The 23925-nt window shown below is 72.1% G+C and carries 19 protein-coding genes; all 19 read right to left on the minus strand.

Going from position 1 to position 23925, the window contains the following annotated elements; genetic code table 11:
- Positions 1 to 81 precede the first annotated feature (81 nt).
- Positions 82 to 855: an ABC transporter ATP-binding protein gene (locus AB0H21_RS01820; RefSeq protein WP_358510066.1), complete on the minus strand. Its 774-nt coding sequence runs from the start codon at positions 853 to 855 to the stop codon at positions 82 to 84.
- On the minus strand, positions 852 to 1976 hold the full coding sequence (locus AB0H21_RS01825) for an iron ABC transporter permease (RefSeq protein WP_358510069.1): 1125 nt from the start codon (positions 1974 to 1976) through the stop codon (positions 852 to 854). The genes AB0H21_RS01820 and AB0H21_RS01825 overlap by 4 nt, the downstream gene beginning before the upstream one ends.
- A gap of 3 nt (positions 1977 to 1979) precedes the next feature.
- The gene (locus tag AB0H21_RS01830) at positions 1980 to 3062 is read right to left on the minus strand and encodes an ABC transporter substrate-binding protein (RefSeq protein ID WP_358510072.1); all 1083 of its coding nucleotides are present in this window, start codon (positions 3060 to 3062) and stop codon (positions 1980 to 1982) included.
- Between the two features lie 85 nt (positions 3063 to 3147).
- A complete protein-coding gene (locus tag AB0H21_RS01835) occupies positions 3148 to 4596 on the minus strand; it encodes an MFS transporter (RefSeq protein ID WP_358510075.1) in 1449 nt (482 codons plus the stop codon).
- A complete protein-coding gene (locus AB0H21_RS01840; protein WP_358510078.1) occupies positions 4593 to 8987 on the minus strand; it encodes an amino acid adenylation domain-containing protein in 4395 nt (1464 codons plus the stop codon). Before AB0H21_RS01840 ends, AB0H21_RS01835 begins: the two co-directional genes overlap by 4 nt.
- A complete protein-coding gene (locus AB0H21_RS01845; protein WP_358510081.1) occupies positions 8980 to 9231 on the minus strand; it encodes a phosphopantetheine-binding protein in 252 nt (83 codons plus the stop codon). Before AB0H21_RS01845 ends, AB0H21_RS01840 begins: the two co-directional genes overlap by 8 nt.
- Before the next feature lie 24 nt (positions 9232 to 9255).
- Positions 9256 to 10824 carry a long-chain-fatty-acid--CoA ligase gene (locus AB0H21_RS01850; RefSeq protein WP_358510084.1) on the minus strand — a complete coding sequence of 523 codons (1569 nt, stop codon included), beginning with the start codon at positions 10822 to 10824 and terminating at the stop codon, positions 9256 to 9258.
- 21 nt (positions 10825 to 10845) lie between these two features.
- Positions 10846 to 11373, minus strand: coding sequence for an FcoT family thioesterase (locus tag AB0H21_RS01855; protein ID WP_358510087.1), 528 nt, complete (start codon positions 11371 to 11373; stop codon positions 10846 to 10848).
- Positions 11370 to 12233, minus strand: a complete 864-nt coding sequence (locus AB0H21_RS01860; protein ID WP_358510089.1) for a TauD/TfdA family dioxygenase — start codon at positions 12231 to 12233, stop codon at positions 11370 to 11372. Before AB0H21_RS01860 ends, AB0H21_RS01855 begins: the two co-directional genes overlap by 4 nt.
- 48 nt (positions 12234 to 12281) lie before the next feature.
- Complete coding sequence (locus AB0H21_RS01865) at positions 12282 to 12527, minus strand: phosphopantetheine-binding protein (RefSeq protein ID WP_358510092.1); 246 nt, start codon at positions 12525 to 12527, stop codon at positions 12282 to 12284.
- A 5-nt stretch (positions 12528 to 12532) separates the two neighbouring features.
- Entirely contained in the window at positions 12533 to 13546 is a 1014-nt protein-coding gene (locus tag AB0H21_RS01870; RefSeq protein ID WP_358510095.1) for a beta-ketoacyl-ACP synthase III, read from the minus strand.
- 427 nt (positions 13547 to 13973) lie between these two features.
- Positions 13974 to 16139, minus strand: a complete 2166-nt coding sequence (locus AB0H21_RS01875; RefSeq protein ID WP_358510098.1) for a heavy metal translocating P-type ATPase — start codon at positions 16137 to 16139, stop codon at positions 13974 to 13976.
- 137 nt (positions 16140 to 16276) lie between these two features.
- Complete coding sequence (locus tag AB0H21_RS01880) at positions 16277 to 16936, minus strand: ATP-binding cassette domain-containing protein (RefSeq protein ID WP_358510101.1); 660 nt, start codon at positions 16934 to 16936, stop codon at positions 16277 to 16279.
- The gene (locus AB0H21_RS01885) at positions 16923 to 17879 is read right to left on the minus strand and encodes an ABC transporter ATP-binding protein (RefSeq protein WP_358510104.1); all 957 of its coding nucleotides are present in this window, start codon (positions 17877 to 17879) and stop codon (positions 16923 to 16925) included. Before AB0H21_RS01885 ends, AB0H21_RS01880 begins: the two co-directional genes overlap by 14 nt.
- Positions 17876 to 18721 carry an ABC transporter permease gene (locus tag AB0H21_RS01890; RefSeq protein ID WP_358510107.1) on the minus strand — a complete coding sequence of 282 codons (846 nt, stop codon included), beginning with the start codon at positions 18719 to 18721 and terminating at the stop codon, positions 17876 to 17878. The genes AB0H21_RS01885 and AB0H21_RS01890 overlap by 4 nt, the downstream gene beginning before the upstream one ends.
- Positions 18721 to 19719 (minus strand): ABC transporter permease, encoded by a 999-nt coding sequence (locus AB0H21_RS01895; RefSeq protein ID WP_358510110.1) that lies wholly within the window; start codon positions 19717 to 19719, stop codon positions 18721 to 18723. The genes AB0H21_RS01890 and AB0H21_RS01895 overlap by 1 nt, the downstream gene beginning before the upstream one ends.
- Entirely contained in the window at positions 19701 to 21287 is a 1587-nt protein-coding gene (locus tag AB0H21_RS01900) for an ABC transporter substrate-binding protein (protein WP_358510113.1), read from the minus strand. The genes AB0H21_RS01895 and AB0H21_RS01900 overlap by 19 nt, the downstream gene beginning before the upstream one ends.
- Before the next feature lie 214 nt (positions 21288 to 21501).
- A complete protein-coding gene (hpaE, locus tag AB0H21_RS01905) occupies positions 21502 to 22980 on the minus strand; it encodes a 5-carboxymethyl-2-hydroxymuconate semialdehyde dehydrogenase (protein WP_358510116.1) in 1479 nt (492 codons plus the stop codon).
- On the minus strand, positions 22977 to 23909 hold the full coding sequence (gene dapA, locus AB0H21_RS01910) for a 4-hydroxy-tetrahydrodipicolinate synthase (protein WP_358510119.1): 933 nt from the start codon (positions 23907 to 23909) through the stop codon (positions 22977 to 22979). The genes hpaE and dapA overlap by 4 nt, the downstream gene beginning before the upstream one ends.
- Between the last annotated feature and the right edge of the window lie 16 nt (positions 23910 to 23925).

Below are 23925 nucleotides of genomic sequence, written 5' to 3' on the forward strand. Positions count from 1 at the left end.
CGTGGCGGGCCGCAGGCTCGCTCTGGCGGCCCCGGGCCGGAGCGGCCCCGGCCTCGCATCCGGAGCGCACCACGGCTGAGCTCATACGGCGAGGGGCTTGGCATGGTAGGTGATGCGGATGACGCCGTCCGGGTGGCGTTCCGCGGTGGCATCGACGCCGAAGACCTCGCGGAGCACCGTCGGCGTCAGGACCTCCAGTACCGGGCCGGCGGCCACGACCTCGCCTCGGTTCAGCACCACCAGTCCGGTGCAGTACCGGACGGCGAAGTCGAGTTCGTGCAGGACCGCCAGCGTGGTGATCCCCAGGTCGCGGACCAGGTCCAGCATCTCGAACCGGGCGCGGATGTCGAGGTGGTTCGTCAGCTCGTCCAGGACGAGCAGGCGTGGCCGTTGCGCCAGGGCTCTGGCGAGGAGCACCCGCTGACGCTCGCCGCCGGAGAGAGAGTCGAACATCCGGCCGGCCAGGTCCTCCGCGCCGGTCCGTTCCAGGGACTCGGCGACGATCGCGCGGTCGGCCGCGGTCTCACGGCTGATCAGGCCGTGATGTGCGGTGCGGCCGAGGGCCACCACCTCGGTGACGGACAGCCCGGCGGACCCCGAGCCGTTCTGCAGGACCGCCGCGGTGGTCCGGGCGGCCTCCCGCACGGATCGGCGCCAGATGTCGTCGCCGTCGAGCAGCACCGCACCGGTGGCGGGGCGCAGGGATCGGTACACCGTCCGCAGCAGAGTCGTCTTGCCGCTGCCGTTCGGGCCGACCAGCCCGACGACGCCTCCCGGCGGGACCGTCATGGTCACTCCCCGGAGCACCGAGACGCCGCCGAGCTCGACCTCGATGTCCGACAGATCGAGCTTCATGGGCCGGACCCCGCGTTCTGCCGGCGGCGGAGCAGCCACAGGAGGAACGGCGCGCCGAACGCGGCGGTGAAGATGCCGATGGGCAGCTCGTTCGGGGAGTCGACCGTACGCGACAGGAGGTCGACGATGACGAGGTAGGACGCCCCGACGAGGGCGGACAGCGGCAGCACCCGCCGGTAGTCGGCCCCGAATCCCAGCCGCACCAGGTGCGGGATCATGAGCCCGACGAAGCCGATGCCTCCCACCTCGGCGATGAGGACGCCCGTCACCAGCGAGGAGAGCCCGAGCAGGACGAGACGGGCGACACGCACGTCGACGCCCAGCGCGATCGCCTGCTCGTCGCCGGTGGCCAGGGCGTTGAGCCGCCTGCCGGACAACGTCAGCGCGCCCACCGTGACGATCACGACGAAGGCGACCAGCCCGAGCCGGCTCCAGGTCGCGCCCGCCACGCTGCCGAGCGTCCAGAACATGATCGCGCGCAGTTCGTTCGGGTTGGCCCGCAGTTGCAGGTAGTTGGTGACGGCCAGCAGGAGGTACCCGACGGCGACGCCGGCCAGGATGAGCCGGCTGGGGTTGATGCCGCCGTGCTGCCTGCCCAGCAGGAACACCAGCCCGACGGCCGCCATGGCGCCCAGGAACGCGGCGAACGACACTCCAACGCCGCCCGCGACCCCCGCGCCCGCGGTGATCACGATCACCGCGCCGAGGGAGGCCCCGGAGGTCAGGCCGAGGACGTACGGGTCGGCCAGCGGATTGTCGGCCACGGCCTGGAGTACCGCGCCGGCGACCGCCAGCCCCGCGCCGCACAGCACGGCGAGCAGCGTACGGGGGATGCGGAACTCCCACACGATCTGGTCGAGGACCGGGTCGAGGTGAGCGGTGTCCCCGGTCAGATGCCCGGCCACCACCCGCCAGGTGTCCGGGAGCGTCACGGTGACCGATCCGACGCACACCGCGACCAGCGCCGCGGCGACCAGGACGGCCGCGCAGGCGGCCACGGCAGCGGCACGACTGGTCCGGCCGAGCGGGGCGGGATGGGCCGGCCCGCCGCGCCCGCCGGAAGCGGTGGGCGCGGGAGGCGGGCCGGATCCGGTGAGCCTGGGGAGTGGGGTGCGCGCCATGGGTCAGAAGGCGTCCGGATGGACCATACGGGCGATCTTGTCCACCGCCACGTCGTTGCTCGGCCCGAAGTAGATGGAGTCGGAGAGGATCAGGAAGCGGTTGCTCTTCGTGGCCTCCCACTGCGGGAACTGCGCGAGGATCTTCTTGGCGCTGCCCTCCGGGTCGGGGTTCATGTAGTTGACCACGATGAGCGCGTCGATCGAGGCCGTGGCCAGCTTGTCCTTGCCCACGGTCACGAACGGGGCGCCCTTGGCGTCGGCGGCGAACGGGTTGACCACGCCGGCCTTGCCGAGGACGTCGTTCCAGATGCCGGCCGCGGCGATGGAGCTGAAGTCGTCGGCGCCCATGCCGGGGAAGACGATCATCACGTTCTTGGCGGGCTTCCCGGCGACCTTGGCGGTGACGTCCTTGATGCGTTGCTCCGAGGCGGCGATGATCTGCTCGGCGCGGCCGGGGACGTCGAAGATCTGGCCGAAGTCGCGCAGCATCTGGTAGCTGCTGTCGACCGTCGGCGAGCCCGTCACCATGCCGGACTCGCCGCAGGCGCTGGCCGGGGCGTAGGTGTTCGCGCCGATCTTGCCCAGGTCGTCCCGGGTGGCGTACCCGGACTTGGCCGCGAACCCGCCGTCGTAGGTGGAGATGACGAAGTCCGGGCGCAGGCTCAGCATCGTCTCGCGCGGGATGTCCTGCATCTCGTTCAGCTTGATGCCGCCGTTGGGCAGCACCTTGATCGCCTCGGCGCGGCCGGCCACGTCGGAGGCGCCGTAGGACTGGGCGTTGACCGTGATCCGGTCCCCCAGTCCCAACTCCAGCAGGGACGAGACCTCGGCGACCGATCCGCCGTTCATCACCACCACCCGGCTCGGCGCCTTGGCGAAGGTGTACTGCTTGCCGCAGTTGTCGAAGACGAGCGGGTACCGGGTCTTGCCTTCGCCCGACGACCGCGTGGCATCGGCCGCGACGGGGGTCGCGGTGTCGGCGGGCGCGGCGGACTGGCCGTCCCCTCGCGGGGTCTCCCCGCATGCCGTCGCGGTCATGACGACCATCGCCACCATCCCAGCAACGATGACCGGTTTGAGCATCATGTCGGGCCTTTCCTTGAAATCTTGTTTCGGACGTCCTGAAGAAGTGGTCGTTTCGCGGCTCGTTCCGGTTCCCGCGAACCCGGCGTCAGCCTGCGGGTTCGAGCCGGCGCCGCCCGGTGAGGCGCAGCGCGCACAGGCCGCTGGTGATCAATGCGAGCGTGCTCAGGACGAGGATGGCTGCGGTGTACGCCTGGACGTGCGCTCCGAGGTCGGACGGCGCGTCGGCGGCGCCGGGCGTGCCGCCGAGGACGAGGCCGTACCAGGTGCCGATCGCCGCGTACCCCGTGCCGAGGCCGAACTGGGTGACGGTCGAGGCGACTCCGGACGCCGCGCCGGCGTCGTCGGGGGCCACCTGGTCGAAGATGCCGGCGATCAGTGGCGAGACGACCAGCCCTTCGGCGAGCCCGACCACGCCGATGGCCACGGCGAGCAGGACCGGCTGAGCCCCCGGCGCCCCCCACACGACCGGGATGTGGGCGAGCAGGGACAGCGCGAGGAACGCGCAGCCGGCCACCGGCACCAAGGGGCCGAACCGGGCGACCAGGCGCCCGCTGACCGACGAGCCGAAGGAGAAGCCCGCGCCGAGCGGGACCAGCATGAACCCGGCGGCGAGGGGATCCATGCCCAGCCCGGTCTGCACGTAGTAGGTGAAGACCAGGAACAGGCCGGCGTTCCCGCCGAAGAACGTCAGGATGGCGGCCAGCCCGGCGAGCATTCCCCGGGCGCCGAGCACGCGCGGGGGGAACAGCGGCTCTCCTCCCCGGGCGGCCACGGCCCGCTGCTGCGGCACCAGCGCGGCCAGCGCGGCCGCCGCCACCACGACGCTCAGCCAGACCCAGCCGGAGCCGATGACCAAGGGCAGGAGCAGCGCGGGCAGCGCGACCGCGGTGAGCGCGACCCCGGCCGGGTCCAGCGTGGGAGCACGGCTGGACCGGCTCTCCGGAATCGTGCCCCGGCCGAGCAGCAGGATGACCGCGCCGATGGGCACGTTGATCAGGAACGCCGTCCGCCACCCGAGCCCGGCGACGTCCATGCGCACCAGGAACCCGCCACCGGCGAGCCCGCAGATCACGCCGAGGCCGATGACGACGCCGTAGACGCCGATGGCCCGGGTGCGTTCGCCGTCCCGCGCGAACATGGCGCGGATCAGCGCCAGTTCCTGTGGGACCAGCGCCGCCGCGGCGGCCCCTTGGAGGAAGCGGGCGGCGATGAGCAGGTCGGCGTTCGGCGCGAGCCCGCAGGCCAGCGACGCCGCGGTGAAGACGGCGACGCCGGCCAGGAACGTGCGCCGCCGGCCGTACCGGTCGCCGATCCTGCCGCCGGTGATCAGCCCCGCCGCGCAGGCCAGCACGTACGCGGCGCCGACGAGCTGGATCTGGTCGAAGCCGGCCGGCAGGTCGCGCTGGATGGAGGGAGCGGCGAGGGTGACGATGAAGCCGTCCACCTGACCCATGAAGGTCGCGCAGAGGATCACCGCCAGGCCCGCCCAGTCGCGCCGGGTCGCGACCGGCTGGTCGAGCTGCGAAGTGGTCATGTCTCCTGTTCCGGTGTCGAGAGGGCGGAATGAGCGGGGCGCGGGAACAGCCCCACGTCGCGGAAGTAGCCGACGCACGCGGTGATGGCGGCGGCGTCGACGGCGGGGAAGGGCACGGAATCCCCGAGCGCGGTGACCGTGTTCTCCCGGCCGAACGCCACCGGGCCGCCGCCCCCGGCGGGCCGGCCGTTGTGCGTGCTCGCCACCGCCAGCGTGTAGTCGCCCGCGTCGGCCGCGCGCTCCGCCTCCGCGGCCAGGCGGCGACTCCACTCGGCGGCGGGCACGCGCTCCAGGTCGTGGCCCAGCTCGCGCAGCGTGTCCAGCACGGTGGCGACGGCCGGCGGATCCGGGCTGGTCAGGTGGTAGGTGGCGCCCGGGGTCCCGCCGCGGGTCAGGTGGACGATGGCGGCGGCGACGTAGTCCACCGGCACCAGGTCGACGTGCCCGGCCGTGCCGCCGCCCTCGTCCGGCGCGGCGCCGAGGACGATCATGGCCCGGACGAGGTTCCAGAAGGCGTCGTCGGGACCGCACGCGCCGGTGACCGAGTGTCCGCCGACCCGGCTCGGACGGTGGATCATCACCGGCAGGCCGCGCCGGGCGGCGTCCAGCACCAGGCCCTCGGCGACCCACTTGCTGGCCACGTATCCGTTGCGCGTCAAGGATCCGGATCCGACCCGCCGGTCCTCCGTCAACGTGGGCGGGTTGCCGTCGGTCGCGTAGGCGGTGTCGCAGGTGGACACGTAGTGGACCGGCTTGAGCCTGCCCGTGGTGGCGAGCCGCAGGATCTCGGCGGTTCCCGCGACGTTGGCCGCCCGCAGCCGCGCGTACGGCTCCAGGTGGTGCACCCTGGCCCCGTTGTGCACAACGAGATCGATCTCCTCGGCCAGCTCCAGGAACCGATCGGGGGTCAGGCCGAGCGCGGGCCGTTCCAGGTCGCCCGGCACCGCCGTCACGCGCTCGTCGAAGCCGTCCTCCGGGAGAAGGTAACGGCGCGCCGCCGCGCGCAGGCGCAGGTCCGCCTGCCGCTCGTCCTCGGCGCGTACCAGGCAGTACACCCGGGCCCGGGTGCGATCCAGCACCTCGCGCAGCAGGAAGGCGCCGAGGAAGCCGGTCGCTCCGGTCAGCAGGACGCTCCTCGGCTCGCGGGCCGTCACCGGGTCCACGGGGGCGGCCCCCTCGGTGGTGACGCCGGGGTCCAGGACGGCCTCGGCGTCGAGATCGACGCCCGCCCACGGGTGGCCGTCCGCCGGTTCGGCCGCGTCCATGCGCCGCGCGAGGGCGGCCACGGTCGGCGACTCGAACACGTCCCGGATCCCGAGCCGGACGCCGAACAGGTTTCTGATCCCGCTCAGCAGACGGGCCACGAGCAGCGAATGGCCGCCCAGGACGAAGAAGTCGTCATCGACGCCGACCTCGGGAAGGCGCAGGGCCTGGGCGAACAGGTCGCACAGGGCGCGCTCCCGCTCGTCGCGGGGCGGGCGGCGCACGGCCGCGAGCTCGGCCGCCGGCGCGGGGAGGACGGCGCGGTCGAGCTTTCCGTTGGCGTTCGTCGGCAGCCGGTCGAGGATCACGAACGCGGGCGGCACCATGTAGTCCGGCAGCCGCTCGGCCGCGTACCGGCGCAGCGCGGCCGGATCCGGGGGCGCCGCGCCGGGCTCGGCCACGACGTACGCGACCAGACGGTCCTGGCCGTTGTGGTCCGGGCGGACCGCCACGGTCGCCTGCGCGAGGCCGGGATGCCCGGCCAGCACGGCCTCGATCTCGCCCGGCTCGATGCGGAAGCCGCGGATCTTCACCTGGTCGTCCGCGCGTCCGAGGAACTCCAGCGTTCCGTCCGGCCGCCATCTCGCGAGGTCGCCGGTTCGGTACATCCGGGAGCCCGGCGTTCCGAACCGGTCGTCGACGAATCTGGAAGCGGTCAGCTCGGGCCGCCTGTGATAGCCGAGGCCGACCGGCGTCCCTCCGAGGTACAGCTCGCCGACGGCGCCCGGCGGCACCGGGTGCATGGCGTCGTCCAGCACGTAACAGCGGGAGTTCGCGACCGGGCGGCCGATGATCGGGGACTCGCTGTCGCGCAGCCGCGCCCAGACGGTGTCCACCGTGCACTCGGTGGGTCCGTAGAGGTTGTAGGCGGAGATCCCGGACGCGCCGCGCAGTGCCGTCCAGAGCGAGGCGCCCGCCGCCTCACCTCCGAGCGCGATCACGGCCGGCCGCCGGACGCCGGGCCGCAGCAGTCCCGCGGTGATCAGCTCTTCGGCGTAGGTGGGGGTGATGTCGAGGAAGTCGATGTCGTGGCGGGCGATGTAGCGCAGCAGTTCCTCCGGCTCGCGGCGCGCGTCGTCGTCGACGAAGTGCAGCTCGTGGCCGGCCAGCAGCCAGAACAGGCCCTCCCACGAGGTGTCGAACGACAGCGAGGCGGTGAGCGCGGCGCGGAACCGGGGACGGCCGCTCGCCGCCACCTCCGGCTCGATCATCTCCGTGCGGTGGTGGTGGAACAGGTTGACCATGCCCCGGTGGGTCAGCACCGCGCCCTTGGGCTGCCCTGTCGACCCGGAGGTGTAGATGAGGCACAACGGCTCGTCGGGATCGGGTCCGCCGGATGGTCCCCCGCCGCCGATCTCGTCCAGCGCGTCGAGCACGAGCACGACTGTCCCCGGCACCGAGGGAAGGTCACCGGCGAGCTCCGCCACGGTGAGCACCAGTCGCGGCTCGCAGTCCTCCAGCATGAACGCCACACGGGGGCCGGGGTAATCGGGATCGATGGGGACGTACGCCGCGCCGGTCCTCAGCACGGCGAGCAGGGCGACCAGGGCGTCGGCGGTCCGGGGCAGCAGCAGGGCGACGCGTTCGCCGGGCCCCGCGCCGTGCCGGGCGAGCACCCCGGCGAGCCGGTTCGCGCGGTCTTCCAGCTCGGCGAAGGTGAGCGTGACGGACGCCCCGGCGCGGTCGCGGGCCACCAGCGCGGGCAGGTCGGGGGTACGCGCGGCGCGCTCCCGCAGCAGTTCCGGCACGGTGGCCGGCGGCCACGCCCGCGCCGTGTCGTTCCACTGCTCCAGCACGAGCCGGCGCTCGTCGTCGAGCAGCAGTTCCACCTCGCGTACGGGTGTGGCCGGGGCGAGGACGGACCGGCGCAGGAAGGCTCCGAATCGCTGGACGTGCAGGTCCAGGTCGGAAAGCGAGTAGAGGTTGGGGTTCCCGTCGAGGGCGATGCGCAGCCCGTCCCCGTCGGCCCGGTCGTACACGTTGAACGCGAGGTCCTCGACCAGCCCGGCGGAGACGTTGCGGACGACGCCCGGATGCCCGGCGAACCGGAGCCCGTAGTCGAACGGCATGATGTTGGCCGACGGCCCGAACAGCTTGCGGTCGCCGCCGACGAGCTTGAGATCGCGGCGCAACTGCTCGTAGCGGTACCGGTGGTGGCGCCGGCCGCGCCGCATGTGCTCGGCGACCTGGGCGGTGAGCGTGGCCAGGGTCGTCCGCTCGTCGAACTCCGCCCAGAGCTGCACGACGTTGAGCACCATGCACGGCACGCGCAGCGCCGCCGACCCCATGCGCAGCATGACGGGCAGCGCCACGGACACGGTCGCCGCGCCGGTCATGCGGTGCAGGTAGGCGGCGATGGCCGCGACCAGGACGTCGCTCCAGTTGGCCTTGGCCTCGGCCGCCGCCTTGCGCAGCAGCTCGGTCGTCTCCGGGTCCAGGTCGGTCGCCTGGCGGAGCACGTGCCGGGCCAGCGGCGCCGTGCGGCCGGCCAGGGTGACCGGCGCCGGGCGGTCCTCGTTGTAGGCCACCCAGAAGTCCCGGTCTCGCGTGTGGCTCTCGGAGGCGGCGTAGGCGAGGTCCTCGTCGATGACCGACCGCAGGGTGCCGAAGGAGTGCGGGGCGGGCTCCCGTCCCCCGGCCAGCGCCGTGTAGACGTCGGCGACCCGCCGGGCCACGAGCGCCAGGCCGTACCCGTCGAGGAGGATGTGGTGGACGCGGTGGTACCACAGGTACCGCCGGTCTTCGAGCCGGAACACGGCGTGGCCGAAGAGGACGTCGGCGCCGAGGTCGACCGGCCGCGCGATGTCCTCGGCCATCCACGTCTCGGCCGCCGCCAGGGGGTCGGGCGCGCCGCGCAGGTCCGCGACGTGCACCGGCCACTCCGGCCGGTCGGCGATCTGCCGGGGCGTGCCGTCGTCCTCGGCGAACCGGACGTTCAGCGCCTCGGTCTCGTCCACCACCCGGCGGATCGCCGTGGCGAGGACCTCCATGTCGACGTCGCCGCGGATGTCCACGTACTCGGCCGTGTTGTACGCGGGCGACTGCGGGTCGATCTGCTGGCCGGTCCAGATGCCGTACTGCGCCGCGGACAGCGGCCACCAGGTGGCCGGCGGGGCGCCGTCAGGCATGGGTCGACCCCGCCTGGCGCGTGGAAAGCATCTCCCACCAGGCGGCGAGCGTCGGCTGCTCGGCCAGTTCGACGAACGTCAGCTCCACGCCGGACTCGCGCCAGCGTTCGACGAGGGTGAGCAGGCGGATGGAGTCGAGGCCGGCGAGGAACAGGTTGTCGGTCTCGGTGAGCTCGTCGGCTTCCATGTACAGCGCCTCGGCGATGTCGGCGCGAACGGTCGCCTGGGTGAGCGGGATGGTCATCGTCGTTCCTTTCGGCACCCGGACTCAGTTGACCCGGCGATCTCTCGTGGCCCAGAACCGGTCGCGCAGCTCGCGGCGGAGGATCTTGCCGCTGGGGTTGCGGGGGACACGGTCGACGAACTCGAACCGGCTGGGGATCTTGAAGCTCGCGATGCGGTCCCGGCAGAACACCATCAGGTCGCGTGGCCGCGCCGCCTCCCCCGAGCGCAGGGCCACGAACGCGTGCACCGCCTCGCCGAACCGGTCGTCGGGGACGCCGATCACGGCGACGTCGGCGACCGCGGGGTGCTTGGCCAGGACGTTCTCGATCTCGGTGGGATAGATGTTCTCGCCGCCGACGATGATCATGTCTTTCAGCCGGTCGCAGATGTACACGTAACCGTCGGAGTCCAGGTAGCCGGCGTCGCCGGTGTGGATCCAGCCGTCGACCAGGGTGGCCGCGGTCGCCTCCGGCAGCCCCCAGTACTCCAGCATCCGTGCGGGCGTCCGCAGGCACACCTCGCCGATCTCGCCGGCGGGCAGCTCCGCCCCGGCGTCATCGATGATCTTGATGGCGACTCCCGGGTACGGACGCCCGGCGGCCCGCAGGCGGGGGCTGCCCGGCACGTGGTCGGCGGGAGGGAGGCAGACCGCGGTGTTGCCGGTCTCCGTGAGACCGTAGATCTGGGCGAAGTCGCAGTCGAACACCGGCAGCGCCCGCTCCAGCAGGGACTCGCTGATCGGCGACCCGCCATAGACGATCTTCCGGACGCTGGCGAACGTCTCGTGGTCCGCGCCCGGCTCGACGAGCATGAGCCGCAGCATGGACGGCACCACGCACGCGGTCGTGACGCCGAGCTCCCGGACGAGCCGGACCGCGCCCGCGCTCTCGAACCGGGGCATGGCCACGTTGGTCACGCCGGCGCTGAACCCCTGCATGGCCCACCAGACGCCGCCGACGTGGAATCCGGGGATGCCGATCAGGCTCCGGTCCCCCGCCCGCCAGTCGATCCAGTCCAGCCCCTCGCTCGCGAGGGCGTCCCGGATGGCGAAGAGGCTGCGCTGCGCGAGGACCACGCCCTTGGGCAGCCCGGTGGTGCCGCTCGTGTACAGCTGGACGATCGGGGTCTCGGGCCCCGCGTCCGGCGCGAGGTCGCTTCCAGGGTGCGGCGCCTTCCAGGCGGCGAAGTCCTCGGGATCGGCCCCGACCACCGCCAGGTCCGCCGAGGGGGACGCCTTGTCCGCCACCGCGCGCAGATCCTGGTCGACGAACAGCAGGCGGCTGCCCGAGTCCCGCAGGATGTGCTGGACCTCGTCCGCGGCGAGCCGGAAGTTGATCGGCACGAGCACGGTGCCGCTCTTGGCGCACCCGAACAGCACCTCGTAGTAGTGGATGGACTCCTGCCCCAGGTAGGCGACCCTCGCCCCGGGAGGCAGCCCGGCCGCCTGGACGGCGTGCGCCACCTGGTTGCTCTCCCGGTGCAGTTCGGCGTAGGTGAGCTCGCGGCCCGCGCAGATGATCGCGGGCACGTCCGGGCGTCGCGCGGCATGGAACGCGGTCACCGCGGCGACGTCGTGGAGTTCGGGGTGGTAGAGAGCTTCGGCGTGGGTCATCACATGCTCACTTCGTTCCGGTCATCCACTGACGATCGCGACACGGACCGTGCCGTCGGACCTTCCGCCGTTGTCGTCCCAGTACCGGAACGACGTCTCCATGGACACCAGCGGAGGGGCGTCCCGGCGCAGCCGCCGCTGGGTGATCCGGTCGAGGACGAACTCGCCGTGGAACAGGCGCGGGTCGATCGGCCGGGTGAAGGAACTCTGGAATCTGGCGATCAGGATGTCGGGGAGCTGACGCCGCCAGTAGTCGTCCATGGTCCAGGTCCCGAAGACCGGCCCGATCCCCTGCTGTACGCAGGTGGCGACGACCTGGTACAGCATCTGGTTGTAACAGATGTTGACCTCGACGGCGTTGAGGTGCCCGGTGTCGTCGATGTAGCAGGACTCGGGGATCGAGAACACCCCGGTGCCCCGCACGACCTCGCCCTCCACGTCCACGGTCATCGACTTCAGGTACCGGCAGTGCGGCTTGTAGCACCGCAGCACCCGCGACAGCAGCGCCTCGTCGTGGTCGTGACGCACCGCGAGCGCCGAAGCGGTCACGAGGGCGACCCCGGCTCGTCGTACACCGTCACCCGGAACGACTCCGCGGGCTCGGGGGTCGTCGTGTGCAGGGCCCGGTGGACCAGGCTGCGGTTGTCCCAGACGAGCAGGTCGCCGCGCTCGAAGGTCTGCAGGTGGATGGCGGGGTGCTCGAACGTCGTGTCCAGCTGGCCGCTGGCCGCCAGCAGCTCGTGGAGGAGGTCCGGCACCTCCCTGCCGTCGGCGTCCCGGACCGACTGCGTGAAGCCCTCGCTGACGAAGAGCACGGTCTCACCGGTGTGCCGGTGGGGCAGCGCGGTCGGGAACTCGACCGGCGGCGTCTTGCGGTCCACCTCGTCCAGGACCTCGGAGATCGGCCGGTACACGTCCGTGGGGCGGATCTTGAAGTACCGGCGGACGCTGTGGGTCGCGGTCGTGTCCTTCACCGCCCGCTTGAGGTCCGCGCCGAGGTTCTCGTACGCCTGGCACATGTCGATGAAGTACGTCCCCCGGTTCTTCGCCGGCACGACCTGCGGGTAGATCAGGGTGATGTCGAACGGCCGGGGCATGAACTGGTAGTCCGCGTGCCAGAACTTGCCCGTCTTGGGCACCCCGATCCGCTGCTCGCCCGACCCGACGTTGGAGGAGACGAACACCTCCTTGACCTCGGGGTGGTGGTAGATCGGCTCGTAGTACGCCTCGGGCGTGCCCAGCCTGCTCCCGAGGGCGAGGAACGCCCGGGGGGCCAGGTCCTGCTCCTTGAGCACCGCGATCTTCTCGCGGTACACCGTGTCCTTCAGAGCTTTGACGTCGGCCTCGGAGGTCGGGTCGAAGTCCTCGACGATGACGCCGAAACCGCCGTCCTGCGGTGTGATCTTCATGGTGCGCCCTTTGTACGTGTGCGGGGTGGGTGGCAGCTGGAGAGCCGGCTAGACGCGGGGCCGCGCGGCGGCCAGGTGATCCAGAAGGTCCTGAACAGTGGAGATCTCCGGCAGCGCGTCGTCGGGGATCTCGACCCCCGTCCTGCGCTCCAGCAGGGACAGCAGGTCCATGAGGCTCAGCGAGTCGATCCCCACGTCCTTCAGTGCCGCCGTCGGCGGGATGGGCCGCCGCACGTCGGGGGCCAGGTCGGCGACGAACTCGTCGATCAATTCGGACACGTACTCGGGATCCATGTCGTTCATCCCTGCTCGAAGTGGTCGGACGTCAGCCGCGGCCAGACGAGGGTGGCCGCTCCCCAGGTGGCGCCGCCGCCGAACGCGGCGAGCAGCACGCGATGGCCCTCGTCCAGGGCCTTGTCCGTCACGGCGTGGGCGAGCGCCAGCGGGATGGACGCCGCCGCGGTGTTGCCGACGTCCTGCACGTTGGCGTAGACCCGATCGGGGCCGATGCCCAGCTCACCCGCCACCGTCTCGAGGATGCGCAGGTTGGCCTGGTGCGCGATGAAGAGATCGACGTCGTCCGGCGTCCAGCCGGTGCGGTCGAGCACGTCCCGGGCCGAGGCGGTCATCCGCCGGACGGCGTGCCGGTACACGGCCTGCCCCTGCATGGCGAACCACGCCTCGGCGGCCGAGGCGTCCTGACGCCGCAGCCGGGATCCTCCGGCCCGCACGGTGATCAGGTCGGCGAGCCCGCCGTCGCTGCCGAGTTCGACGTGGCGGACCGCGCCCGCCTCGGCGGGGTCTCCGCCGCGCAGCACCACGGCGCCCGCGCCGTCGCCGAACACCGCGGCGGTACTCCGGTCGCCGGGGTTCAGGATGGTGGAGAACGTGTCGGCGCCGATCAGCAGGATCCGGCCGGCCGCTCCCGTACCGATCAAGCCGTCCGCCACGGCGAGGCCGTAGAGGAAGCCGGAGCACACCGCGCTCAGGTCGAACGCCGGGACGTGCCCGAGTCCCAGGCTCGCGGCCACGGCGGGCGCGGTCGCCGGACACGGGCGGTCGGGGGTGGTCGTGGCGAGGATCAGCAGGTCGACGTCCTCGACGGCCGCCGAGCGCAACGCGGCGGCCCCGGCCTGGACCGCGAGATCCGACGTGGCCTGCTCCGCACCGGCCAGGTAGCGGGTTCGGATGCCGGTACGACTCTGGATCCATTCATCGGATGTGTCGAACTTCTGTGCCAGGTCGTCATTGGTCACTTCGGTCGGCGGGACGTACCCGCCGACCCCGGCCACCACGGCCGCTCGCCTCCGCACCGCATCATCGCCCACGCCCGGGAAAGGGTCGCCCCGCAACAGGAACGTCTTGTGTTGCATACCAAGCAAGTCGGGCGTCAGTGGCCGGTGGTTCCCGGCGAGATCAAACTTTTTCGCGACAACGCGGCAAGTTTCGGACAATCCACACGCGGTGGAGGCATCGGCATGCTCAGGCAGCCCGCTGGATCCAGTCACGCCTCGACGGACCCGCTGTCTTCGCGAGCGGCCCCTTGACCATTCTTTCGCGGGAATTGACGGACAGTCATCCGATGTCTAACATGCGTCGAACCCGCTCCGGCCGTGAGGGCCACGGCACGACAAGGCGCGAGGCCCGCCTTGCTGGGCCGGGCCTCGCGTTCGCCGCCGGCGCCCGCATGGTCACGTCCGGACGGCCGGCGCGTCCTCCCTGGTCACCGGCCGCCCGGCGTCAGGAACGGCTCTCCGCCCGGAAGCGGTAGAGCCGCACGCTGTTGAGGACCACGAAGACGCTCGACACCGCCATCGCGCCGCCGGCGATCATCGGGTGGAGCGCGCCGGACGCGGCCAGCGGCAGCGCGGCCACGTTGTAGGCGAAGGCCCAGAACAGGTTGCCCTTGATGACGCCGAGCATGCGCCGGGCCAGCCGGATCGCGTCGACCGCGCCCAGCAGGTCGCCCCGGATCAGCGTCAGGTCCGCCGCCTCGATCGCCACGTCCGTACCGGTGCCCATCGCGATCCCGAGGTCGGCCTCGGCGATGGCGGCCGCGTCGTTGATCCCGTCACCGACCATGGCCACCACGCGGCCCTCGCCCCGCAGGCCCCGGATCACCTCGGCCTTACCCTCGGGCAGGACTCCCGCCGCCACCCGGCCGATCCTGACCTGGGCCGCGACGATCTCGGCGGCCGAAGGGTTGTCGCCGGTCAGCAGCATCACGTCCAGGCCGAGCTCGCGCAGCCTCCGCACCGCGTGGGCGGCGCCCGGCCTGACCTCGTCGGCGAGCACCAGGACGCCGCGCGCCGCCCCGTCCCACCCCGCGACGACGGCGGTCGCGCCCCCGGCCTCGGCGGCGGAGACCGCCTTCGCCAAGGTCTCCGGCAGCTCGCCCCAGCGCTCGGCCGCCAGGCTCGGACGTCCGACCAGGACTTCACGGCCCGCCACGACCCCCTGGGCGCCCAGGCCGTGGAGCGAGGTGAAGTCCTCCACGGTGTACGGCGAGTCGGCGGCCTCGGCGATGGCGCGCCCGATCGGGTGCTGCGACCCGCTCTCCACGGCGCCCGCCAGGTGCAGGACCTCGGTGGCGTCCTCGCCGTCCCCGGCCGCGACGTGGGACAGCGTCATCACGCCGGTGGTCACGGTCCCGGTCTTGTCCAGGACGACCATGTCGATGCGCCGAGTCCGCTCCAGCGACTCGGGCCCCTTCACCAGGACGCCGAGCTGCGCGCCGCGCCCCGTACCGGCGAGCAGGGCCGTGGGCGTGGCCAGCCCGAGAGCGCACGGGCAGGCGATGATCAGTACGGCGATCGCGGAGCGCGTCGCGGAGGTACCGTCGCCCCCCGCGAGCATCCAGCCGGCGAACGTGAGCACCGCCAGGCCGATGACCACGGGCACGAAGACGGCCGAGACGCGGTCGGCCAGGCGCTGCGCCCGCGCCTTGCGCTCCTGCGCGGCCTCCACCAAGCGGGTGATCCGCGCCAGCCGCGTCTCCGCGCCGACCCGCGTGACCTCCACGACCAGCCGGCCGCTCATGTTGATCGTGGCGCCCACGACCTCGTCCCCCGGCGCGACCTCGACGGGCGCCGGTTCGCCGGTGAGCAGGCTCGCGTCCACCGTCGACATGCCCTCGGTCACCACGCCGTCCGTGGCGATCTTCTCTCCCGGCCGCACGACGAACCGGTCGCCGGGCCGCACCTGGGTCACCGGGACGCGGATCTCTTGGCCCTTCACCAGCAGGGCGACGTCCTTGGCGCCGAGTTCCATCAGCGCGCGCAGCGCCGAACCGGCCCGGCGTTTGGCCCGGGCCTCGATGTAGCGGCCGGCCAGGATGAAGACGATGACCCCGGCCGCCACCTCGAAGTACACCGAACCATGGCCCGCGTGGCCGGGCGTGGTCATCAGCGCCCACACCGACCAGCCGAACGCGGCCAGGGAACCGAGCGACACCAGCGTGTCCATGGTCGTGGCCCCGTGCCGGAGGTTGGTCAGCGCCGCGCGGTGGAACGGCCACCCACCCCAGGCGATGACCGGCAGGCACAGCGCGAGCGACACCCACTCCCAGCCGGGAAGCCACAGAACGGGCACCATCGCGGGGACGACCACGCCGAGCGCGAAGGCGGCGGAGAGGAGCAGCCGCGTCTCCTGCCTCCACAGCTCTAGCCCGTCCCGCTCCTCCGGCTGGTCGGGACGCGCGACATGGGCGGTGTAGCCCGCGCGTTCGACCTCGGCGACCAGCGCTTCCGGGTCGATGTCGGCGGGGTGTGTGACGCTCGCCTTCTCCGTCGCGTAGTTGACCACGGCGTACACCCCGTCGAGCTTGCGCAGCCGCCGCTCGATCCGTGACGCGCACGAGGCGCAGGTCATGCCGCCGATGCCGAGATCCGTCGTGATGGTGTCCATGAGATGTCCCCGAGTTTCCTGAGGTGTCGTCAGGGCGTACGACCCATGGGCCTGAGAGATTCAGGCCCGCCAAGAGATCAGTCGGCCGCGACCCGGCTCTGGTTCCCGGCCGGCGGTAAGGACCCTTTGCCGCGCCCTCAGGCGCGCGGCTCGACCACCCCCATGCGGTGGATCGACCCCTCGGCGCCCGCCCACCGGGCCAGGAGCTCGTCGTCGTGGGTGATGGCCAGGACCCCGGCGCCGCTCTCCTCCCGGTACGCCTCCAGGCGGGCGACGAGGTGTGCCTGCGTGGACGCGTCGAGCATCGTGGTCATCTCATCGCAGATCACGTACCGAGGACGTAGCGCGAGGGCGCGGGCGACGCAGGCGCGCTGGAGCTGGCCGTCGGACACCTCGTGCGGCCTGCGGGTGAGCAGGTCGGAGGTCAGGCCCATCTCCTCGGCCAGTTCGCCGGCCCTGCCGGGACTACGGCCGGTCGCGCGCAGGGGCTCGGTGATGATCTCCCGCAGGGTGAATCGGGGATCGACCGCGAGCCGGGGCTGCTGGAAGATCAGCCCGATACGGATGCGCAGCTCCCGGCCGGCTCGGCTGCGCCAGCGGCGCGCCTCGGTGCCGTCGATGGTGACCCGGCCGGTGGCGGGCTTCTGGACGAGGCCGAGCACGCGGGCGAGGGTGGACTTGCCGCATCCGCTGGGCCCGGCGAGCCCGGTGACGGTTCCCGGCCGCAGGTTGATCCCGGCGTTGTCGAGCACCCGGCGGCGACCGTAGATGACGGTGACGCCTTCAGCGTGCAGCATGACTCTCCAGAGGATGGTGGCAGGCGACCCGGCCGGGACCCGCGGACATCGAGGGCACGTCGTCGCAGGCGGCGTCGGCGCGCGCGCAGCGCGGACGGAAGGCGCACCCGGCGGGCAGGTCGGTGAGCTCGGGGGGCCGTCCCGGGATCGCGGCGAAGCGCCGGGACGGGAGCGCGTCCAGCAGGCCCGCGGCGTACGGATGACGGGGCCCGGCGAAGAACTCTCCTGCGGGGTCCAGCGACACGATGCGCCCGGCGTACATGACGGCGACGTGGTCGGCCACCTGCTCGGCGGCCCGCAGGTCGTGGGTGATGAGCAGGACGGCCCGCCCCTCGCCGGTCAGCCGCCGCAGCTCGGCCATGGTCGCGTCCACGAGGGGACGGTCCAGGCCGCTGGTGGGCTCGTCGGCGATGACGAGCCAGGGATCTCCGGCGAGGGCGATCGCGTTGACCACGCGCTGCGCCATGCCGCCGGAGAGCTGGTGGGGGTACAGGTCCAGGTCGTGTGGCCGGAGGCCGGCCCGCGCGGCCAGGTCGTCCGCCGGGGCGGGGTTGCCCAGCTCGCGCAACGCCTCGGTGAGCTGGGCACGTGCCGTCCGGACGGGGGTGAGGTGCGCGGCGGGGCTCTGCGGGACCAGGCCGACGCGGCGCCCGCGCACCGTGCGGGCCAGCACCCTCTCCGGTGCGCCGATCAGCTCCACCGGGGAGGCGTCGCCGGTCTCCAGCCGTGCGGACCCCGTGACGATGGCGTTGCCGGGGAGCAGTCCGAGCAGCGCGTGGGCCATGACGGACTTGCCGCAGCCGGACTCGCCGGCCAGGGCCAGGCACTCCCCCTGTCCGACCGTGAAGTGCGCGTCGGTGACGGCGTGCACGGTGGCGCCGGGCAGGTGGAAGCGAACCGTCAGCCCGTCGACGCGCAGGCGGGATCCGGCGGGGGTGGTCATAGCTGGAGCTCCGATCGCCGGCGCGGGTTGGCGCGGTCCCGCCAGTACTGGGCGAGGGACGAGATCGCCAGGGTGGGCAGGAGGATGAACAGGCCGGGGAAGAGCGAGGCCCACCAGTTCCCGGCGAGCAGCGACCGCGCCCCGTCGTTGATCATGTTGCCGAGCGAGGCGAGGTGGGGCGGCAGGCCCAGGCCGAGGAAGCTCAGCGCGGTCTCGTGCCAGATGGCGTGCGGGACCATCAGCACCGCGGCCAGCGCGATGTGCGGGGTGAGGTGGGGCAGCAGGTGGCGGCGGACGATCCGCAGCCTGCTCGACCCGCCGGAAATGGCCGCGTCCACGAACGGGCGGGCGCGCAGGGACAGCACCTCGGAGCGGACGATGCGGGCCGCGGTCATCCAGTGCGTGAGGGCGACCGAGACGACGACGGCGGTGGCGCTCGGGGAGAACAGGGCCACGATGAAGATGCCGAACAGCAGGTGCGGCACCGAGTTGAAGCCGTCGACGACCCGCATGAGGACGCGATCGGCGGTGCCGCCGAGCGCGCCCGCCATCAGGCCCGCCAGGGTGCCGATCGTGACGGACACCAGCGCCGCCGCCAGGCCGACGAGCAGGGAGACCCGCAGTCCGTAGACGGCGCGCAGCAGCACGTCGCGTCCCACCTCGTCGGTGCCGAACGGGTGCGCGAGGCTCGGCGGGAGCGAGGCCAGACGCAGGTCGACCAGTTGCTGGTCGAGCCGGGCGAGGATCGGCACGACGAACACGGCCAGGACGAGCGCGGCCAGCACGGTCACGGCGAGCCAGTGGGTCCGCCGTACCGGGGTGATGTGCGTGTGGGCCGTCATCAACTAACCCCCAGGACCCGCACCCGCGGATCGGCGATGGCATAGGCGGAGTCGGCGAGCAGGTTCCCGGCGACGACCGCGAGCGTGGCCAGCAGCGTGAGCGCGGCGAGCAGCGGGAAGTCGGCGGCCAGCGCGGCCTGGACGGACGCCGAGGCGACCCCGGGCCAGGAGAACACCGTCTCTACGAGAATCGCGCCGGTGACGAGCTCGGGAACGCGCGCGCCGAGCAGCGTGATGAACGGCAGCAGCGCCGAGCGCAGGGCGTGCCGCACGATCACGGTACGTTCCCGCAGGCCGCGGGCCCGGGCACCGATGACGAAGTCCTCCCGCAGCGTCGTGATCAGCGATTCCCGGACGAACAGCAGCAGCCAGGAGGACTGCGAGAACGCCAGCACGGCCACTGGCAGGATCATGTGCCGCAGCACGTCCCCGGGCTCGACCGCGCCGGTCGCCGCGTCGGTGAGCCCGCCCGCGGGCAGCCAGCGCAGCTTCACCGCGAACACCCAGATCGCGATGAGCGCCGTCCAGAAGACGGGGGCGGCCTCGTTGGCGTAGGCCGTGCCGGTGATCAGCCGGTCGATCCACGAGCCCTGGCGCCAAGCCGCCACCGCCCCCACGACCAGGCTCGCGACCAGCATGAGCACGACGGCGCAGCCTGCCGCGAGCAGCGTCCAGCCGAGCCGCTCGCCGATCACCTCGGCGACCGGCCGGTGCATGCTGCGCGACTCGCCGAACTCGCCGCGCAGCAGGTTGCCGAGCCAGGTCAGGTACTGCTCGGCGACCGGCCGGTCCAGGCCCCAGGACTCGCGTATCTGCCGGGCGATCTCCGGGCTGGTCGTCAGCGCCCGGTCCCCCAGGTACTGGCGGACCGGGTCGAAGGGCGAGGCTTTCGCCAGCGCGAACATGCCGAGCGTGACCACGAGGACCAGCGGGGCGGCGAACGCGAGCCGCCATGCCGCCATCCGGGCGAGGGCGCGCGTCACGGGCCGGGCTTCCACTCGGCGAGGTTGCGGAACAGGCCCGCGGTGGCGTGCTCGTGCGCCTCCACCCCCGGCGTGATGCCCGTCCACGTTCCCCGGACGACGTACACGTGCTTGAGGTAGACCAGGTACGCCCACACGGCGTCGTCGTGGATGCGCTGCTGGAAGGCGTCGTAGGCCTGCTTGCGCGCCGATGGGTCGGACTGCTCGCGCCCCTTCTCCAGCAGCGCGTCCACCTCGGGCACCTTGTAGTGGCCGGGGTTGAAGAAACCCTGGCCCGAGAAGCTCGAATGGAACAGCTCGAAGTTGGTGTAGTCGGGGTCGAACGGGGTTCCGTACCCCATGACCAGGGCGTCCTTGGCCATGCGGGGCACGATGGCGTCCCAGTCCAGCCCGGCGAGCCGGACGTCGACGCCGAGCTTCTTGGCGTCGGAGGTGAACGCGAGGGCCAGTTCCTTGCGCAGCGAGTCCCCCGCCGGGTACATCAGCGTGAAGCTCGCGGGCCTGCCGTCCTTGCGGCGGATGCCGTCGGGGCCGGGTTTCCAGCCTGCCTCCTCCAGCAGCCGGGTCGCGCCGGCCTGGTCGGGCGTGGGCGAGCCGTCGACGGCCGGGTTGTGCCAGGTGGTGTCAGGGGCGATGGGCCCGAACGCCGGGCGTCCGGCTCCGGCCAGGATCGTGTCGACCATCGCCTGGCGGTCCAGCCCCAGGCCGAGCGCCCGGCGTACGGCCCTGTCGCCGGTCACGGGCGCCTCCAGCGGGAACATCACGCCGCGGTAGTCGGCGCTCGGCGCCTGGTAGACGGTCAAGCCGGCCTGGCCGTCGAAGCGGGCGGCGGCCTTGGGCGGCAGCTCGGTGGCGTCGAACTCACCCGCCGCCATGCGGGTGGCGCGCACGTTGTCGTCGGCGGCGTACGCCATCACCAGCCGCTTGATCGCCGGGGTGCCGCCCCAGTACTGAGGATTGGCCTCCAGCACGATCTTGTCCCCGGGCGTCCAGGAGACGAAGCGGTACGGCCCGGTGCCGACGGGCTTGGTGTTGAACGCCGCCTTCTCCAGGCTCTGCCCGTCGAGCAGGTGCCGCGGGACGACGCCCAGGGTGGCACGCTGGAGGATCGGCGCGTACGGGTACTTCAGGTGGAAGACGACCGTGGCCGGGTCCGTGGCCTCGACGGACTCGATGGCGGTGTAGTCGCCGCGGATGGTCGAGTTGTTCTTCGCGTCCAGCACCGCCTGGTAGGTATAAGCGACGTCCGCGCTGGTCAGCGGCGTACCGTCGTGGAACTTCACTCCCTGGCGCAGGGTGAAGGTGACGGTGGTGCCGGTGGCCTCCGGCAGCCGCTCGGCGAGCGCCGGCTTCAGGGTCAGGTCCGCGTTCCTGGTGACCAGCCCGTCGAACAGCAACGACCCTCCGTCGGGCGCGTAGCCGAGGACGGGGTTGAGCGTGTCCGGCTCCGATCCGAGCCCGAGCACGAACGTGTCACGCGGCTTCTCCCCCGTCCCGGGGGCCGACGGCCTTCCACAGGCGGAAAGGACGAGCGCCACTATGAGCACTGCAAGGGGGACGAAACCGGCACGGGTGAGCTTCATGGGGCGAAGGTAGAACGAGATCGATCATTATTGCAAGTAATTCGCAGTTGCCAGAAACTGGCTAGAGGGTGACCGATAGGCCGTGGCTCATCAGAGCAGGGCCCAGGGCGGTGGGCGACGACGAGCAGGGTGCGCCCCTCGCGGGCCGCACCCAGGGCCTCGCCATTCCGACAGGGTGTTGACGCGGATCCCGTACGGCCCGAGTATCGCTCTCTCAGACGCCGAACCTGGGCACATGGGTGTCGCCGAGGGCGACGTGCACGATCTTCGGCTCGGTGTAGAGGTCGATGCTGTGCCGTCCGCCCTCGCGGCCGAGGCCGCTGGCCTTGACCCCGCCGAACGGCGTGCGCAGGTCGCGGATGTTGTGCGAGTTGAGCCAGAGCATCCCCGACTCCACGGCGTCGGCGACCTGGTGGCCCCGCTTCAGGTCGCTCGTCCACACGTACCCGGCCAGGCCGTAGCGGGTGGCGTTGGCCAGCGCGATCGCCTCCTCCTGGGTATCGAAGGGGGACACGCAGACGACCGGCCCGAAGATCTCCTCGGTGAAGATCCGCATGTCGGGCGTCACATCGGCGAAGACCGTGGGCCGCAGGAAGTTGCCGCCCGCCAGGTCGTCGGGGACCACTCCCCCGGCGACCAGGCGAGCCCCCTCCTCGACGCCGATCCGCACGTAGTTCAGCACGCGGGCGTGGTGCTCCGGGTGGATCAGCGCGCCGACCTCGGTGGCCGGGTCGGAGGGCAGGCCCACCCGCACGTTGTCGGCCCGCTTGGCCAGCCGTGCGGTGAACTCCTCGTAGACGGACCGTTCCACCAGGATCCGCGACCCCGCCGTGCACCGTTCGCCGTTCAGCGAGAAGATGCCGAACACCGCGGAGTCCAGGGCGGCCTCCAGGTCGGCGTCCGCGAACACCAGTACGGGGGACTTCCCGCCGAGTTCCATGGACAGGGTCTTGAGGTGCTCGGCCGCGCTCCTCATGATGGTCTTTCCGGTGGTGGTCTCCCCAGTGAACGACACGATGGGGACGTCCGGGTGCTCGACCAGCGCCGCACCGGCCTCCTCGCCGATGCCGTGCACGATGTTGAACACCCCGGCCGGGACGCCCGCCTCCTCCATGATCTCGGGGAGCACCGAGGCGCTGAGCGGCGACCACTCCGCGGGCTTCAGCACCAGCGTGCATCCCGACGCCAGCGCGGGCGCCAGCTTCCAGGTCTCCAGCATGAACGGCGTGTTCCACGGTGTGATCAGGCCGGCCACGCCGATCGGCTTGCGCGTCACGTAGTTGAGCTGGCTGCCCGGAACGCTGTACGCCTCCTCGCCGGAGGCCACGATGACGTCGGCGAAGAACCGGAAGTTCTCCGCCGCGCGGGCCGCCTGCCCGCGCGCCTGCGTGATGGGCAGGCCGGTGTCGTGCGCCTCCATCTCGGCGATCCGGGCCCCGCGCGCCTCGATGGCGTCGGCGATCCGGTTCAGGATCCCGGCCCGCTCGCGGGCCCGCATCGACGGCCACGGCCCGTGCTCGTACGCCTCCCGGGCGGCGGCGACCGCACGGGCGACGTCGGCGGCCTTGCCCGCCGCGACCTTGGTGTAAGGCGTGTTGCGCACCGGTTCGAGCACGTCGACGGCGGAGCCGTCCAGGCTCGGCACCAGGCGTCCGCCGATGTAGTGCTCGATCAGTTCCGGATGTCCGGTCATCGGGGGTACCGCTCCTTCGCTAGCAGGTCGCTCCCCTGGGCGAGGAGCGTGTCGATCTTGGCCAGGCCCGCCGCCGTGGGCGTGATGAGCGGCGGGCGCACGTGGCCGGACCGAATCAGGCCACGCCGTTCGAGCACCGACTTGGCCGGTGCGGGGTTGGTCTCCACGAACAGCAGGTCGACCAGGGGGTGCAGGGCGTAGTGCAGGGCGAGGGCGGTCTCGGTGTCTCCGGCCGTCCACGCCTCGTACATGCCGGCGACGGCGCGCGGGGCGATGTTGGCGACCGCGCTGACGAATCCCGCACCGCCGAGCGCGAGCAGCGGCAGGCAGAGCAGCTCGATGCCCGACCACACCAGGAAGTCGCGCCCGCACGCGTGGAGCACCCGCGAGAAGTGCTCGAAGTCCTTGGTGGTCTCCTTGATGCCGACGACGTTGTCGTTGTCACGTCGGATCCGCGCCACCGTGGCCGGATCGATGTCGACGGCCGTCCTGGACGGCACGTTGTAGATCACGATCGGCAGGTCGGGAAACTCCCTGGCCACGGTGGTGTACCAGGTGTGCAGCGCCTCCTGCGTGGGCCGGGCGTAGTACGGCGTGATCACCAGAGCCGCGTCGGCACCGAGGTCGCGGGCGGCGGCGGTGAGGCGGAGGGTCTCCTCCAGCTTCGCCGACCCCGTGCCCGGCAGGAACGGCACCCTGTCGGCCACGATCTCGGCGACGGCCTCCATCGCGGCGATCCGCTCGTCGACGCTCTGCGCGCCGGGCTCTCCGGTGGAACCGCCCAGGGAGATGCCGTGCGAACCGGACTCCAACTGCCAGCGGACGAGTCCGCGCAGCCCGTCGAGGTCCACGTCGCCGGTGGCGGTGAACGGTGTGACCACAGGGGCGATCGAGCCCCGGATGGATGCGGGATCTGATCGGAACTTCACGTCATCTCTCCTCGGA

Source organism: Sphaerisporangium sp. NPDC051011 (assembly GCF_040653595.1).
Lineage (GTDB): Bacteria > Actinomycetota > Actinomycetes > Streptosporangiales > Streptosporangiaceae > Sphaerisporangium.

Excerpts from the sequence above, each read along its gene's own strand:
- AB0H21_RS01885 (WP_358510104.1), bottom strand. The coding sequence starts at position 17,879 with ATGACCACCCCCGCCGGATCCCGCCTGCGCGTCGACGGGCTGACGGTT.
- AB0H21_RS01860 (WP_358510089.1), bottom strand. The coding sequence starts at position 12,233 with ATGAAGATCACACCGCAGGACGGCGGTTTCGGCGTCATCGTCGAGGAC.
- AB0H21_RS01830 (WP_358510072.1), bottom strand. The coding sequence starts at position 3,062 with ATGATGCTCAAACCGGTCATCGTTGCTGGGATGGTGGCGATGGTCGTC.
- AB0H21_RS01890 (WP_358510107.1), bottom strand. The coding sequence starts at position 18,721 with ATGACGGCCCACACGCACATCACCCCGGTACGGCGGACCCACTGGCTC.
- AB0H21_RS01900 (WP_358510113.1), bottom strand. The coding sequence starts at position 21,287 with ATGAAGCTCACCCGTGCCGGTTTCGTCCCCCTTGCAGTGCTCATAGTG.
- AB0H21_RS01880 (WP_358510101.1), bottom strand. The coding sequence starts at position 16,936 with ATGCTGCACGCTGAAGGCGTCACCGTCATCTACGGTCGCCGCCGGGTG.
- AB0H21_RS01850 (WP_358510084.1), bottom strand. The coding sequence starts at position 10,824 with ATGACCCACGCCGAAGCTCTCTACCACCCCGAACTCCACGACGTCGCC.
- AB0H21_RS01845 (WP_358510081.1), bottom strand. The coding sequence starts at position 9,231 with ATGACCATCCCGCTCACCCAGGCGACCGTTCGCGCCGACATCGCCGAG.
- hpaE (WP_358510116.1), bottom strand. The coding sequence starts at position 22,980 with ATGACCGGACATCCGGAACTGATCGAGCACTACATCGGCGGACGCCTG.
- AB0H21_RS01820 (WP_358510066.1), bottom strand. The coding sequence starts at position 855 with ATGAAGCTCGATCTGTCGGACATCGAGGTCGAGCTCGGCGGCGTCTCG.
- AB0H21_RS01875 (WP_358510098.1), bottom strand. The coding sequence starts at position 16,139 with ATGGACACCATCACGACGGATCTCGGCATCGGCGGCATGACCTGCGCC.
- AB0H21_RS01865 (WP_358510092.1), bottom strand. The coding sequence starts at position 12,527 with ATGGATCCCGAGTACGTGTCCGAATTGATCGACGAGTTCGTCGCCGAC.
- AB0H21_RS01825 (WP_358510069.1), bottom strand. The coding sequence starts at position 1,976 with ATGGCGCGCACCCCACTCCCCAGGCTCACCGGATCCGGCCCGCCTCCC.
- AB0H21_RS01835 (WP_358510075.1), bottom strand. The coding sequence starts at position 4,596 with ATGACCACTTCGCAGCTCGACCAGCCGGTCGCGACCCGGCGCGACTGG.
- AB0H21_RS01840 (WP_358510078.1), bottom strand. The coding sequence starts at position 8,987 with ATGCCTGACGGCGCCCCGCCGGCCACCTGGTGGCCGCTGTCCGCGGCG.